The 14796-nt window shown below is 44.4% G+C and carries 12 protein-coding genes and 1 pseudogene; 2 read left to right on the top strand and 11 right to left on the bottom strand.

Features of this window, described 5'->3' with window-relative positions:
- Positions 1-295: 295 nt before the first annotated feature.
- Positions 296-749: pseudogene (locus DWW86_RS06910) on the top strand (MATE family efflux transporter); the annotation flags it as partial.
- A gap of 390 nt (positions 750-1139) precedes the next feature.
- On the opposite strand, the gene DWW86_RS06905 reads toward DWW86_RS06910, so the two are convergent.
- Together DWW86_RS06905 and DWW86_RS06900 are read right to left on the bottom strand one after the other, a co-directional pair.
- On the bottom strand, positions 1140-2597 hold the full coding sequence (locus DWW86_RS06905) for a uracil-xanthine permease family protein (protein WP_072521842.1): 1458 nt from the start codon (positions 2595-2597) through the stop codon (positions 1140-1142).
- A 225-nt stretch (positions 2598-2822) separates the two neighbouring features.
- Positions 2823-3992, bottom strand: coding sequence for a cation diffusion facilitator family transporter (locus DWW86_RS06900; RefSeq protein ID WP_072521843.1), 1170 nt, complete (start codon positions 3990-3992; stop codon positions 2823-2825).
- Between the two features lie 145 nt (positions 3993-4137).
- Here DWW86_RS06900 and DWW86_RS06895 point away from each other — a divergent pair, with 145 nt between their 5' ends.
- Positions 4138-4905, top strand: a complete 768-nt coding sequence (locus tag DWW86_RS06895; protein ID WP_072521844.1) for an NYN domain-containing protein — start codon at positions 4138-4140, stop codon at positions 4903-4905.
- A gap of 30 nt (positions 4906-4935) precedes the next feature.
- On the opposite strand, the gene DWW86_RS06890 is transcribed toward DWW86_RS06895, so the two are convergent.
- The 9 genes from DWW86_RS06890 to clpX all read right to left on the bottom strand — a co-directional run bounded on the left by DWW86_RS06890 (position 4936) and on the right by clpX (position 14785).
- The gene (locus DWW86_RS06890) at positions 4936-5298 is read right to left on the bottom strand and encodes a hypothetical protein (RefSeq protein WP_117942661.1); all 363 of its coding nucleotides are present in this window, start codon (positions 5296-5298) and stop codon (positions 4936-4938) included.
- Between the two features lie 47 nt (positions 5299-5345).
- Entirely contained in the window at positions 5346-6989 is a 1644-nt protein-coding gene (hcp, locus tag DWW86_RS06885) for a hydroxylamine reductase (protein ID WP_117942660.1), read from the bottom strand.
- A 162-nt stretch (positions 6990-7151) separates the two neighbouring features.
- Positions 7152-7892 (bottom strand): tRNA pseudouridine(38-40) synthase TruA, encoded by a 741-nt coding sequence (gene truA / locus DWW86_RS06880; protein ID WP_072521847.1) that lies wholly within the window; start codon positions 7890-7892, stop codon positions 7152-7154.
- Between the two features lie 60 nt (positions 7893-7952).
- Positions 7953-8756, bottom strand: coding sequence for an energy-coupling factor transporter transmembrane component T family protein (locus DWW86_RS06875; RefSeq protein ID WP_072521848.1), 804 nt, complete (start codon positions 8754-8756; stop codon positions 7953-7955).
- Positions 8749-9636, bottom strand: coding sequence for an energy-coupling factor transporter ATPase (locus tag DWW86_RS06870; RefSeq protein WP_117942659.1), 888 nt, complete (start codon positions 9634-9636; stop codon positions 8749-8751). Before DWW86_RS06870 ends, DWW86_RS06875 begins: the two co-directional genes overlap by 8 nt.
- Positions 9627-10472 (bottom strand): energy-coupling factor transporter ATPase, encoded by an 846-nt coding sequence (locus DWW86_RS06865; protein WP_072521850.1) that lies wholly within the window; start codon positions 10470-10472, stop codon positions 9627-9629. The genes DWW86_RS06870 and DWW86_RS06865 overlap by 10 nt, the downstream gene beginning before the upstream one ends.
- A 13-nt stretch (positions 10473-10485) precedes the next feature.
- Positions 10486-11091, bottom strand: coding sequence for a ribosome biogenesis GTP-binding protein YihA/YsxC (yihA, locus tag DWW86_RS06860; RefSeq protein WP_072521851.1), 606 nt, complete (start codon positions 11089-11091; stop codon positions 10486-10488).
- Positions 11092-11137: 46 nt separating this feature from the next.
- Complete coding sequence (gene lon / locus DWW86_RS06855) at positions 11138-13453, bottom strand: endopeptidase La (RefSeq protein WP_117942658.1); 2316 nt, start codon at positions 13451-13453, stop codon at positions 11138-11140.
- A gap of 18 nt (positions 13454-13471) precedes the next feature.
- Positions 13472-14785, bottom strand: coding sequence for an ATP-dependent Clp protease ATP-binding subunit ClpX (gene clpX, locus DWW86_RS06850; RefSeq protein WP_072521853.1), 1314 nt, complete (start codon positions 14783-14785; stop codon positions 13472-13474).
- Positions 14786-14796: the final 11 nt, after the last annotated feature.

Below are 14796 nucleotides of genomic sequence, written 5' to 3'. Positions count from 1 at the left end.
AGGAGGTTTTGTTAAGTTCTGTTTACTTTTTACGGTTAGAAGTATAGCACTGAGTACAGAAACAGATTAACCAAATATTATTTTTTTTTACTTTAAAATTTGTTGATATTTTAAAATTGTATACATTATATAGATTTTTCTGATTTTTCTTATATTCAAACGCTAAAGAATGTAAATCTCAAATCTTACCGGATTCTTTTTTATGATATAATCATTATTGCGGTTCACAAAAAAGTGTGAACCCTGTATTATATTTTCAAAACCTGGATGAGGTAACTAAAATGTATCATGATTTAACCGGCAGATCTTAGGAGACATCGGCAATCTTTCCTCAATGACCTGTATCCAGCAGTCCATCATGAATTTCGGAATTCTGATGGTACAGGGACTTGTCAACAGTTTCGATCCTGTTGTTATGGCAGCATTCGCCGCTGCCGTCAAGATTGACACCTTTGCCTATCTTCCGGTGCAGGATTTCTGCAATGCTTACTCTACTTTTATTACACAGAGTAGAGGGATCTTTTTACTGCGGAATAGGATGCCTTTTCCTTCTGTACGGATATTACCGCGCAGTCAAAAAACCCGGCATGTCCGTTGTCCTGACCGTGATATCCCTTGGAACACGCGTTGCCCTCGCCTATCTCCTCTCTGCTTATATCGGTGAGATTGGTATCTGGATGGCAATTCCAATCGGATGGGTACTCGCTGATGCCGTCGGACTGATCCACATGAAATTTCATAAAATATGAAGTTTTAAAATACCTTCAACATTACTGCTCCCGATGCTCTTTCCGGCATCGGGAATTCTTGAAAGCCGCTATTTCCGTTGCTTTTCTTCCACTTTTCACACAGCACTCCCCTTTTGATTCAACCGTCAGGGATACCCGTAAATTTCCCCTGCCTGCAATATAGATAAGCCATGTAAGAAACCTGCGAGGCTTTTGAGATTTCGAATGCTCTAATTATCACTGCGTTGCACTATCTGAGCACCTTCAGGTGCGAGTTTGCAAAAGCAGTGATTAATAAATGAGCAGAGAAATCCAAAAACACAGCACGTTTCATCCATGGCTTATCTATATTAAAAGGCAGGGATATTTTTTCGTCATCCCTGCCCGTTCTCATAAACTACTCTCTTTTATTTACTTTTTCTCTTTTGCTTTTTCATTTGCCAGTATCTCTTCTGCCATCTCCACTTCCGTCTTTTCATCTTTCGGAAGGATGATATTCAGAATAATCGCAAACAGCGCTGCCGGCACGATACCTGAACCACCAAAGATCAGATTAATACTTTCCGGAAGCTGTGCAAGTACGGCTGAATTGGAGCCAAGTCCATAGCCAACACCAAGTGCAACAGACACAATCGTCACATTTCTCGGAGACAGTGGCCATTTTGTGATAAGCTGAATACCACTGATTACGATTGATGAGAACATCATAACCGCTGCGCCACCCAGTACACTCTGCGGCATAATGGAAATCAGTGCTGCAAGCTTCGGAAACAGACCACATGCGATCAGGAAAATACCGCCGATTCCGATTGAATAACGGTTCACGACCTTATTCATGGCAACCAGACCAACGTTCTGGCTGAAAGAAGTATTCGGAAGAACACCAAGCAGTGCTGCAAAAGAAGATCCAAGACCATCACACATAACACCACCGGAAAGCTCTTTGTCAGTAGCCTCACGGCCAAGACCACCTTCTGTAATACCAGAAATATCACCAACTGTTTCAACAGCGGTAACGACAAACATGATACAGATCGGAACAATTGCTTTTGCATCAAATACCCATTTGACCGGCATGATCTTCGGAATTGCAAACCAGGATGCGTCTGCTACCTTACTCCAGTTGACTACCCAGGACTTTGTTGCTTCAACAACAGCACCTGTTTCATCGGTGTATGTAAAAGTAGTCGGCAACACCATTGCCATGATGGATACCAAAATATATCCTACAATGATGCCCAGCAAAATCGATGAAAAACTGGTGAATCCCTTTGTGCCGTGTTTCAGTGCTATGATCACAACCAGAACTACCGTACCTACAAAAAGATTTTCGAGAGAACCATAATCCGGTGCTGTACTTCCACCGCCGAAAGAACCGATTCCGACAGAAATCAGTGAAAGTCCGATAGACAGTACAACTGTACCAGTTACAACTGCAGGGAAAAATTTACGCAGTGGCTTTAAGAAACCTCCAAGTACGGTTTCAAACAGACCACCGATAAAGCTGGCTGCCAAAATTGCTCCATAACCGGCAACTCCGCTTCCCATCGTAACTGCCACGCTTTTGCAGACACCGATAAATCCGGAACTTGTTCCCATAACGATCGGAAGTTTACCACCAACAGGTCCGATCGTGTAGATCTGAATCAATGTAACGATACCTGCTACCAGCATGGCATTCTGCAAAAGCGCTACCTGCAGGGCACTTCCTGATTCGATACCACAGACTCCTGTGATGATCAGAAGTGGGGTCAGGTTTCCGACAAACATTGCCAGAACATGCTGTAATCCAAGCGGAATCGCAAGTTTCAGCGGTGGCTTACCGTCAAGATCATACGGTGTTGCAGTGTTTTTTTCTTTTGTTTCCATTTAGTTTCTCCTTTTCTCCTCTCTCGTTCGAGCCCTGATAAAATCAGCGGACATGTTACCGGCACTTCCACTATACGCGTGCAGCAAAAAAGGAAACAACAACCATCTTCATCTTTGAAGTTCTCTGTCGTTTCCTTTCAAGGTGCGGTTTCTCATGTTAGCGCACTAAATAACATCTCGATTATTTAATTATACCAGATTATTTTTATCTGTCAATTTCTTTACTTAATAGTATTCATGATCAATCTGTATCACCGCGAAATACTTGCTTCCCGGCAGTTCGTGTATCCGCTCTTTCAGCCAATTCACGATCTCGTTGTCTGTATAGGAAGTTTTTCTCGGAACCTCCACATCAAAGATCAGATTTGTTCTGGTCGAACCTTTTACCATTCGGAAATCATGCATACTGAAGGATTCATCCAGAAAATGTACCATCTCTTCTACTTTTGCCTTCATCGCAAGAACTTCCTCATCATCTGTCACAATCGGATCCATATGGATCGTTGCGGAACAATGCAGTTTTTCCTGCAGTTCATGTTCAATATGATCGATCTGTTCGTGGATATCCTGAATATTTCCGTTCACATCCACTTCTGCGTGAAGTGAGATCATCACACGTCCCGGACCATAATCATGAACGATCAGATCATGTACACCATGAACCATCGAATGTCCCAGAACGATTTCACGAATTTCATTGATAAATTCCTGCTTCGGCGGCTGTCCGATAAGAAGGTCAATGGTTTCTTTCAGTGTAGAACCACCTGTATAAAGAATAAAGCATCCTACCAGAATTCCGAACCAGCCATCAAGAAGCAGTCCCGTATATTTGCTGATCAGTGTGGCGATCAGAACAAGTGTCGTTGCCACAGTGTCGCTCAAACTGTCAACAGATGTTGCTTTCATTGCTGCACTATCCAGTTTTTTACTCAGTGAACGATTATAAAAAAACATATATACTTTCACAAGAATGGATGCGATCAGAATCACACATACCAGTGCACTGCTCTCAATCGGTTCCGGGGAACGCAGTTTACCAAGTGATGACCAGATGAGTTCGAATCCCATGACAAGTATTGCTACCGATACCAAAAGTCCGGAAATATATTCCATCCTGCCATGTCCGAATGGATGCTCCGGATCAGGCTCCTGTCCGGAAAGCCGAAAACCGATTAACGTAATGATCGAAGAGCCCGCATCCGACAGGTTGTTAAACGCATCTGCCGTAATAGCAATAGAACCACTCACCGTTCCTGCAATCCATTTGCCAAGAAAAAGCAGAATATTCAGTCCAATTCCGACTGCACCACTTAAAACGCCATATGCCTGCCGGACTTCCGGCGAATTGTAATTGCGGCGATCCTTAATAAAAAGGGATGCCAAAAATGTAATCATATAGATTCCCCCTGTCTGTATTCCCTCGATCTTACCACATTTCTGTGAATAAATCCAGATTTCCCGGAATCCATCTGGAAAAAGATTTCAGAAAATGATATAGTTTTATTAATAATGTTTACATATTACGAGGAGACTTATTTCTATGAAAAATCTCAAAAATATTGCAATGCTGATAGATGCTGATAATACACAGCTTTCCAAACTGGAATCTGTTATACAGGAAATCTCAACAAATGGCCGTATCGTCGTCAAACGTGCTTACGGTAACTGGCGCAAAGGTTCTCTCAAAAACTGGGAAAATGAATTAAAACGTCTTGCAATCAAAGCGGAACAGCAGTTTGACTATGTTGCCGGCAAAAATGCGACAGACATGGCACTCGTTATTGATACGCTTGATCTTCTCCACAGCGGCATTTACGATGCCTTTGTCATTGTCGCAAGTGACAGTGACTACACACCTCTCGCGATCAAACTTCGTGAATCCGGAGTCTTCGTTATGGGAGTCGGTGAAAAAAAGACACCGGAACCTTTCCGCAATGCCTGTGACGAATTTGTCTATCTTGAAAACTTAAGCAAAGATACGGATACGCAGACTGCCGCCGTTCAGAAACCGGCAGAAACTGCAAAACGCAATGCGCAGGAAAGTGCCGAAGAACGCCGCAAAGCAAAAGAGCTCAAAGAGATCCACAAGCTTCTTCGTATCGCCTGGGACAAATACCAGGATGATGACGGTTATGTCAATGTAAGTTCTGCCGGTCAGTATATCAAACGTGCCAGACCGGATTTCGATGCCCGTACCTACGGTTATGTCAAACTTCCGGAACTGATCGAAGCTTTCCCTAAAAGATATTCAATGAAGCGCTACCCCGGCAAGGGCACGGTAACGATCATTGCATATAAGTGTCTCTGATTTCTTTCTCAGATATACAATTTCTTTTCTTTATTTACGTCCAAACAGTCTCTTTACTGCTTTTACTACTTCATTCAGAATGATAACTGTAAAAGCAGTCAGGAGCATCTTTCCCCACATTCCCACAGAAAGCGGAACCGTTTCAAATACAACTGCACCAAGGAAGTTTTTGAAATGCTGGAGCATAAAGTTTAACTGTCCGTTCATCACAAACTGGATCACTTCGATGGCAAAAACAATAGCTGCGGCAGAAGCACCAAGTACTGTGATCTGTTTTCCGAGTTTATCCAGTTTTTCCTGAATCGGTGTCGTCTCCTGACAAACAGCTTCGGCATCTTTATTCACCGGTGAAATAGCGAGTGATGTTGACTGCCAGTGTGATAATAGCGGCAAAAATCAACACTTTTTATTTATTACAGCCTTTCAAAGCAGTTCTTTCTTTATCCAATCAGGTTTGCAAGATCCTCTTCTACTGTCCCGATTCCACTGATTCCGAAGTTATCTACCAGAATCTTTGCTACATTCGGAGAAAGGAATGCCGGCAGTGTCGGTCCGAGATGGATATTTTTGACTCCAAGCGCGAGAAGCGCCAGAAGGACGATGACCGCTTTCTGCTCATACCATGCAATATTGTAGACGATTGGAAGCTCATTGATATCGTTCAGTTCAAAAATTTCTTTCAGTTTCAGTGCAATGACTGCAAGTGAATAGGAATCGTTGCACTGTCCTGCATCCAGAACTCTCGGAATGCCACCGATATCTCCGAGATTCAGCTTATTGTATTTATATTTTGCACATCCTGCAGTAAGAATTACAGTATCTTTCGGCAGTCCTTTTGCAAAATCAGTATAATAATTTCGGGACTTTGCACGTCCGTCGCAGCCTGCCATTACGACAAATTTGCGGATTGCTCCGGATTTTACTGCTTCTACGATCTTATCTGCCAGCGCGAAGACCTGCGCATGTGCAAACCCACCGATGATCTCACCATGTTCGATCTCTTCCGGCGCCTGACACTGCTTCGCCTTAGCAATGATTTCTGAAAAATCTTTTTCTTCTCCGACACCGCCCGGAATATGGGTGCATCCCGGATAAGAAGCTGCACCCGTCGTATACATACGGTCTTTGTAGCTGTCCTTTGGCGGAACGATGCAGTTCGTTGTCATCAGGATCGGACCATGGAAACTCTCAAACTCCTCTTTCTGTTTCCACCATGCATTTCCATAATTTCCGATAAAATTCGGATATTTTTTGAACGCCGGATAGTAATGCGCCGGAAGCATTTCGGAATGAGTGTAGATATCCACACCCGTTCCCTGCGTCTGTTCAAGAAGCATTTCCAAATCATGCAGGTCATGTCCCGAAACAAGGATACCCGGATTTTTGCCGACTCCGATATTGACCTTTGTGATCTCAGGATTTCCGTAAGCTGCTGTATTAGCCTTGTCAAGAAGTTCCATCACACGAACACCGAACTTTCCTGTCTCGAGAGTCAATGCGGTAAGTTCTTCTGCCAAGAGAGCATCATCCGCTGTTGCCGCAAGTGCTTTCTGGAGAAACGCGTCGATTTCCTCATCCGTATGCGCAAGTGCTGCTGCATGTTTCGCATAGGCTGCCAGTCCTTTCAGACCGTAAGTGATCAGTTCTCGAAGACTTCGGATATCTTCATTCTCTGTGGCAAGAATTCCTACGCGCGAAGCTTTATCTTCAAAAGTATCTTCTGTACCGTTCCAGAATGCAGCTTCCGGGAGACCATCTCTGTTTTCGACTTTTTTCAGAAGTTCTTCTTTGATCTCCAGCGTTTCTTTGATTCGTGTAATGATAGATTCTTTATCAAAATTTGCATTTGTGATTGTTGTAAACAGATTCACAATAATTTGATGATTGACATTATCATCTATTTCTTTTCCTTCGCTTCGAAGCTGTGTGGTCACTGCTGAAATGCCTTTTGTCACATAGACCAGCAGATCCTGCATAGCTGCAACATCCGGTTTCTTTCCACATACCCCTGATACTGTACATCCGCTGCAGCCTGCAGTTTCCTGACACTGAAAGCAAAACATCTTATTTTCTTTTTTATCCATGGTTAAACCTCCTTATGGTCTCTCTGTATAGTTTCTTTGTGAATCCAATATAATATACATCTCACTATAAAGACGTGGTTATAACCACATACATAAAAACGCAAAAAAGACGGACATAAAAATCCGTCTTCTTTCAATGCATATAATAATTAAATTTTATTTTCAGTCAAAAAATTCAATTCCTATCAGTGTCAGTCCGTGTGCCGGCGCGGTCGGTCCGGATACAGAACGGTCGCAGGCATCGAGGATCTTTTTCACACGTTCCGGCGGATACTGCCCGTTTCCGACCTGAATCAGTGTTCCGGCAATGATGCGAACCATATTGTAAAGAAATCCCTCTCCCTTTACACGAATCGTCACAATGTCACCGTCTCTCCACACATCAATTCCTGTAATGGTACGGACTGTGGATTTTACCTGCGCACCTGTTCCACAGAAACTTGCAAAATCATGTCGTCCGATCAGATAAGAGGTTGCTTCCCGCATCTTATCTACATCAAGTTTATAATGATAAAAATAAGAATACAAACGCTCTGTCGGCACCGGGAATTTACGGTTCAGTATCCGGTATTCATATGTTTTTTCACTGTCGCAGTATCTCGGATGAAAATCCGGTTCCACTTCTTCTGATAACTGAATACGGATATCTTCCGGCAGTCTCTGATTCAGTGCATAGGAAATCTTTTCTCCCGGAATGCGTGTATTCGTATCAAACACAGCTACATTTCCGAGTGCATGGACACCCGCGTCGGTACGGCTTGCACCCATGATCTCAATCTTTTCTCCGAGAAGGTCAGAAAGTGTATCATTAAGCACACCCTGAATCGTGATTCCGTTTGGCTGAATCTGCCATCCACTGTAATTCGTTCCGTCATAGGCAACTACAAGTCCAACTCTTTTCATCTTGTCCTCCATTTATGGTAAAAATGGCTCCCGCCTTTTACAGCAAGAACCATCCTTATTTTATAACCCGGCCACACGAAATCCGATCGCTACTGCAAGATACGCAAACAGGATCAGGTATGCAATATGGTCTCGTTTCTTATATTTCAGCGGTTTCATCTGGGTACGGTGATCGCCCCCGTGATAACATCTCGCTTCCATCGCCATTGCAAGATCATTTGCACGGCGGAAAGCCGAAATAAACAGCGGTACCAGAAGCGGTACCATATTTTTTACTTTCTGGATCAGATTTCCATTTTCAAAATCTGCGCCTCGCGCGATCTGTGCTTTCATGATCTTGTCCGTTTCTTCCAGAAGAATAGGAATAAAACGAAGTGCAATCGACATCATCATTGCGATCTCATGTACCGGAACATGGATCTTATTCAGTGGACGAAGGCTTTTTTCCAGTCCGTCGGTCAGCTGATTCGGGGTAGTCGTCAGTGTCATAAGCGAGGAGCCGATTACCAGATAGATCAGTCGGATTGCCATGCGGACTGCCATTGTAATACCTTCTTTTGTGATCTTGAAAATTCCAAGCGTAACGATCGCCTCACCCGGTGTCAGAAGAATATTAAACACCATCGTGATCAGCAGGATCATAAAGATTGCTTTCAGTCCCTTGAAAATAAACTTCACCGGAACTGTGGAAATCAATATCATTCCTGCCAGAAATACGGTCGCTACCGCATATCCGACTACAGTATGAAATAAAAATACCGATATAATAAAAATCAGTGTACCGGCAAGTTTTGTTCGTGGATCCAGCTTATGGATCGGGGACTTTGCCGGATAATACTGTCCGATTGTAATATCTCTAATCATTCAGAACCCCTCCTTTCAGTAAAGGAGAGTTCATTTTCTTAAGCGCACGCAGGATATCCGCTCTCGCTTCCTCAACAGTTGTATCAGAAGGATCTACCGGAAGTCCTTTTTCTTTCAAAGCATGCATGATATAGGTGATCTGCGGTGCTGCAAGTCCCATCTCTTCCAGCTCTTTGTAATGCGCAAAAACCTTTTTCGGAGTATCGTCAAATGCAATCTTACCGTGATTTACCACTATCAGACGTTCTACATATTTCGCAACGTCTTCCATGCTGTGTGAAACCAGAATGATCGTGATTCCACGGACTTTATGAAGTTCTGCAATCTGGTCAAGGATCTCATCCCTTCCCTTCGGATCAAGTCCTGCAGTCGGCTCATCCAGAATCAGGATCTTCGGATTCATTGCAAGAACACCGGCGATCGCCACACGCTTTTTCTGTCCGCCGGACAGATCAAATGGAGATTTGTCAAATTTTTTTTCTTTGAAGCCTACCTGAAGAAGTGCTTTTCTTGCTTCTTCCTCAGCTTCTTCTCTGCTTTTGCCCTGATTCATCGGTCCATAGCAGACATCCGAAAGAACATCGCTCTCAAAAAGCTGATGTTCCGGATACTGGAAAACAAGTCCGACTTCACTTCGAAGTGCTCTTCTGTTGTAGTTTTCTGCCCAGACATCCTCACCATTGTATGATACTGTGCCGGAAGTCGGCTTAATCAATGCGTTCAGATGCTGGATCAATGTAGATTTCCCACTTCCTGTGTGTCCGATCACACCGATAAACTGTCCATCCGGAATGTTCAGATTAATGTCTTTCAGTGCGTGGATCTCATAAGAAGTTCCCGGGCTGTATGTGTAAGTTACGTTTTTCAGTTCTATTGACATAAGGCATTTACCAACTCTTCCGTAGTAAGGATTCCATCCGGAATGTCTACACCGGACTGTTTCAGTTCATGTGCAAGCAGCGTTACCTGCGGCACATCCAGACGATATTTCTTCAGTGTCTCCACCTGTGAAAAGATCTCCTTCGGAGTTCCCTCCATCACGACATGACCGTCATCCATGACAACCACACGATCGGCATCGATCACTTCTTCCATGTAGTGTGTGATCAGAACGACCGTCACATTTTCCTGACGATTCAGCTGATGAACTGCTTCCAGTACTTCTTTTCGTCCGTTCGGATCCAGCATGGCAGTCGGTTCATCCAGAACGATACACTGCGGACGCATCGCCATGACACCTGCGATCGCCACACGCTGCTTCTGTCCACCTGAAAGCTTATTCGGTGAATGATGACGATATGCAGTCATTCCTGTCTTTGCAAGGCTTTCATCCACACGTTTCCAGATATCTCCTGTAGATATCCCCATATTTTCCGGTCCGAATCCCACATCTTCCTCAACCACGGTACCAATGATCTGGTTATCCGGATTCTGAAATACCATACCTGCTTTTTGCCGTACCTTCCAGAGTTCCGGCTCTTTCGCCGTGTCGATTCCGTCGATCCAGATGGTTCCCTCTGTCGGGAGCAACAACGCATTGATGTGCTTAGCAAACGTAGATTTGCCTGAGCCGTTATGTCCAAGCACTGCAACAAATTCACCCGGTTGTATATCAAGGTCAACGCCGTCAACCGCTCTCTGCGTATCTTCGACATTTCCATCTTCATCATATCTCAAATAGTCAAATGCAAGTTTTGCTGCTTTGATGATTCCCATCTTTTTAGTCCTTTCAGGCTTCCTCGGAAGGTTCGCCACCGGTCAGAGATTCGATCAGTTCCCAGATTTCATCTCTTCCCTGCTTTGTCTCAGCAGAATACGGAATCACAGTTGTTCCTTTTCTTAACTGAAGGCCTTCTCTTATCGCCTTCAGATTCTTCTGAACCTGACTGCGTTTCAGTTTATCCAGTTTCGTTGCAATAATTATCGGCTCATAGCCATTATGAAGGATCCATTCATACATCTGTCTGTCATTTGCAGACGGATCATGACGGATATCGATCAGAAGAAAAACGGCTTTGAGATTACGGGAAGTATGCAGATAATTCTCGATCATCTTTCCCCATTTTTCTTTTTCTGCCGGTGTCACACGGGCATATCCATATCCCGGAAGATCGACCAGATCCAATTCATCATTGATCTTATAAAAATTGATCGTCTGTGTCTTGCCCGGCTGTGCACTGGTACGCGCCAGTGCCTTCCGGTTCATCAGACCATTGATCAGTGAAGATTTGCCGACGTTGGATTTGCCGGCAAAAGCCACTTCCGGCAAACCGGTATCCGGAATCTTACTTGTGATTCCGCATACGATATCTAAAACTGCGCTTTTTATAACCATAAAGTCCTCTTTCGATAACTGTTCAAGTCTCTGCAAGTTACTTCTGTCAATTCGCAAGTGCCTCGTGAAGCACTTCATTCATATTTTCTACAAAGGAGATTTTCAGACCGTCAAGGATCTCATCGTCCATCTCCTGAATATCCGGTTTGTTCTGCTTCGGTACAAGTACCTGCCTGATCTTGGCGTATTTGGCTGCAAGAAGTTTTTCTTTCAGTCCGCCGATCGGAAGTACATGACCACGGAGTGTGATTTCACCGGTCATTGCTACATCTGCGCGCACTTCTCTTCCGATGATCGCAGAAAGCATAGCTGTCGCCATGGTAATACCCGCAGAAGGTCCGTCTTTCGGAACTGCCCCTTCCGGAATATGTACGTGAATATCATTTTCCTGGAAAAATTCCGGCGAAATATCATAATCGGATGCTACAGAACGAATGTAAGAAATACCTGCCTGAGCAGATTCTTTCATAACATCTCCGAGCTGTCCGGTAAGTACAAGTTCTCCCTTGCCCGGCATGACATTGACCTCGATCTGAAGTGTATCACCACCGACCTGTGTCCATGCAAGTCCTCTGGCAATTCCGACTTCGTCTTTCTTATTTGCCATCAGATAACTGTATCTGGCTTTGCCGAGAAAATCTTCAAGGTTTTTGCCTTTGACCGTGATCTTCTTCTGGTTATTTTCCATGATCTCACGAGCCGCCTTACGGCAGATCTGACCGATCTTACGCTCCAGTCCACGCACACCTGCCTCGCGGGTGTAGAGTGTGATAATCTTGCGAAGTGCAGACGGCTGGATCGTCAGTGCTCCTTTCGGAATACCGTTTACTTCCAACTGTTTCGGGATCAGATGCTCTTTCGCAATGTGTTCTTTTTCGTTTTCAGTATAACCTGAGATCTCGATGACTTCCATACGGTCAAGAAGTGGTCTCGGAATACTGTCCATATCATTTGCGGTCGCAATAAATAATACTTCGGAAAGATCCTGAGGAACCTCTACATAATGGTCATTGAAGCGGTTGTTCTGCTCCGGATCAAGCACTTCGAGAAGTGCTGCAGAAGTATCACCTTTATAGTCACTGCTTGTCTTATCAATCTCATCAAGAAGCATCAGCGGATTGCTGACACCTGCCTGTGAAAGTGCTTCCGTGATACGTCCCGGCATAGCACCTACATAAGTCTTTCTGTGTCCGCGGATCTCCGCCTCATCACGGACACCGCCGAGACAGATGCGGACGTATTTTTTATTCAATGCCTCTGCTACAGACTTCGCAATGGAGGTCTTACCTGTTCCCGGAGGGCCTACAAGACAGAGGATCGGGCTCTTGCCGCCACCTGTCAGCTTACGGACAGCAAGGAATTCCATGATGCGTTCCTTGACATCTTTGAGCCCGTAATGTCCTTCTTCGAGAATTTCCCAGGCCTTCTTTAAGTCTGTGGAATCTTCAGACTTTTTGTCCCACGGAAGCGCAAGAAGTGTCTCGATATAAGTGCTCAGCACACTGCTTTCTGCTGCACTGCTGTTCATGCTCTTAAAACGGTCAATTTCTTTGTTCAGTTTGTCTTTAACTTCCTGAGAAGCCTGAAGTTCACCAACTTTTTGGCGGTATTCTTCCGCGGTATCACTGGTACTTTCCTCTCCCAGTTCCTCACGGATGACTTTAAGCTGCTCTCGCAGAATATAATCTCTCTGATTCTTATCCACACGGGATTTAAGCTTGCGCTGCAGATCGTGTCCGACCTGGAACACTTCGATCTCATTTGTGAGGATTGCAGCAAGTACCTCATAGCGATCTTCAAGGCTGACTGCCTCGAGGATTTTTTGTTTGTTCTGATAACTCAGCGGAACATTTACCGAGACCTGTGTGATCAGCTGATCGATATCCTCAATGTTCAGGATTTTTGCTGCCAGATCTTTGCTGATTTTTCCGCTTTCCATGCAATATCTCTGAAAGAGTTCCTGAATACTCCGGAACATTGCTTCATTCAGAGATTTCGTATATTTCGTACTGTCAGGCTCAAAAAGTGCCGTCTCTGCTTTCAGAAACGGCTCCTCCTGATCAAGACTTAGAAGTTCTGCACGTTCAATTCCTTCTACCAGCACTCTGAGCAGATCCTGCGGAAGTTTTACTACCTGCTTGATATAGGCAACAGTTCCCACCTGATACAGATCTGATAACTTCGGAGATTCCATCTCAGAATCTTTCTGTGTAACCAGAAAAATCTTCTGATCATGAAGCATTGCCGCCTCTATCGCTTTGATTGAACGTTCTCTGCTCACATCAAAGTGAACGATCATTTCCGGAAGGATCGTTGTGCCGCGCAGAGCGATTGCCGGAAGAATGCTGATTGGCTGTTTCATCTATTTTCAATCCCTTCTTTAGGCCGTCTCCGGCTTTCCTGTCTTTCTGGAACGGGAATTTCTTCTTGTGGTATTTTGCTGCATGGCAGGCTGTTCCCCATGAACCACTTCCGGTTCTCCGGTTCCGTCTACTGCATCTTTTGTGATGATGCACTTACATATCGTATTGTCGGAAGGAGTACGGTACATCAGATCCATCAGAGATTTCTCCATGATGGAACGAAGTCCTCTGGCACCGGTCTTGCGCTCCAGAGATTTTCTCGCTACTTCTTTGAGGGCATCTTCCTCAAATTCAAGCTCTACTCCATCCAGCTCGAATAATTTATGATACTGTCTGGTCAGAGAGTTCTTAGGCTCTTTAAGGATACGGATCAGTGCTTCCTCATCCAGTCCATCTAAAGTAACTACGATCGGAACACGACCGATAAACTCCGGAATCAGGCCATATTTGATAAAGTCTTCCGGCATAACGTCCTTCAGGACTTCTCCGATGTTTCTTTCTTCCTGTACAGAAACATCTGCACCGAATCCAATGGACTTGGTGTCCTGACGTGCTTCAATCGTCTTTTCGATACCGTCAAATGCACCACCGCAGATAAACAGGATGTTGGTGGTATCAATCTGAATAAACTCCTGATGCGGATGTTTACGTCCACCCTGCGGCGGAACGCTTGCAACTGTACCTTCAAGGATCTTCAGGAGTGCCTGCTGTACACCTTCACCGGATACATCTCTGGTGATGGATGCGTTCTCGGATTTACGTGTGATCTTGTCGATCTCATCGATGTAGATGATACCGTACTGCGCACGTTCGATATCATAATCTGCTGCCTGAATGATCTTCAGAAGAATGTTCTCAACATCTTCGCCAACATAACCTGCTTCGGTAAGTGTGGTTGCATCTGCGATTGCGAAAGGCACATTCAGAAGTCTGGCAAGTGTCTGCGCAAGCAGTGTCTTACCGGATCCTGTCGGTCCAAGCATCAGAATGTTGCTTTTCTGTAACTCCACATCCAGATTTTTGGATGCTGTAATTCTCTTGTAATGATTATATACAGCCACAGACAGAGCTTTCTTAGCTTCGTCCTGTCCAATGACATAATCGTCCAGAATCTTATGGATCTCCTCAGGTTTTAAAAGGTTGATGTCTGAATCATAAACATCCTCCGTATCATACTGAGCCAGTTCCTCTTCCATAATTTCCGAGCAGATACCAATGCATTCGTCACAGATAAAAACACCATCCGGTCCTGCGATCAGCTTACGTACCTGATCCTCAGATTTGTGACAAAAAGAGCATCTGACTTTTCCTTCTCTCATTTTTTCTGCCATAAATAGTTCTC

It is taken from the genome of Ruminococcus sp. AF17-22AC (genome assembly GCF_003460065.1).
In the GTDB taxonomy this organism is placed as follows: Bacteria; Bacillota; Clostridia; order Lachnospirales; family Lachnospiraceae; genus Blautia_A.
This window is presented reverse-complemented; position numbering and strand designations above follow the sequence as displayed.

Bases quoted from the DNA above. Each gene is read 5' to 3' on its own strand.
- yihA (WP_072521851.1), bottom strand. From the start codon at position 11,091: ATGGTTATAAAAAGCGCAGTTTTAGATATCGTATGCGGAATCACAAGT.
- DWW86_RS06895 (WP_072521844.1), top strand. From the start codon at position 4,138: ATGAAAAATCTCAAAAATATTGCAATGCTGATAGATGCTGATAATACA.
- lon (WP_117942658.1), bottom strand. From the start codon at position 13,453: ATGAAACAGCCAATCAGCATTCTTCCGGCAATCGCTCTGCGCGGCACA.
- DWW86_RS06905 (WP_072521842.1), bottom strand. From the start codon at position 2,597: ATGGAAACAAAAGAAAAAAACACTGCAACACCGTATGATCTTGACGGT.
- DWW86_RS06900 (WP_072521843.1), bottom strand. From the start codon at position 3,992: ATGATTACATTTTTGGCATCCCTTTTTATTAAGGATCGCCGCAATTAC.
- hcp (WP_117942660.1), bottom strand. From the start codon at position 6,989: ATGGATAAAAAAGAAAATAAGATGTTTTGCTTTCAGTGTCAGGAAACT.
- DWW86_RS06865 (WP_072521850.1), bottom strand. From the start codon at position 10,472: ATGGGAATCATCAAAGCAGCAAAACTTGCATTTGACTATTTGAGATAT.
- clpX (WP_072521853.1), bottom strand. From the start codon at position 14,785: ATGGCAGAAAAAATGAGAGAAGGAAAAGTCAGATGCTCTTTTTGTCAC.
- DWW86_RS06875 (WP_072521848.1), bottom strand. From the start codon at position 8,756: ATGATTAGAGATATTACAATCGGACAGTATTATCCGGCAAAGTCCCCG.
- DWW86_RS06870 (WP_117942659.1), bottom strand. From the start codon at position 9,636: ATGTCAATAGAACTGAAAAACGTAACTTACACATACAGCCCGGGAACT.
- truA (WP_072521847.1), bottom strand. From the start codon at position 7,892: ATGAAAAGAGTTGGACTTGTAGTTGCCTATGACGGAACGAATTACAGT.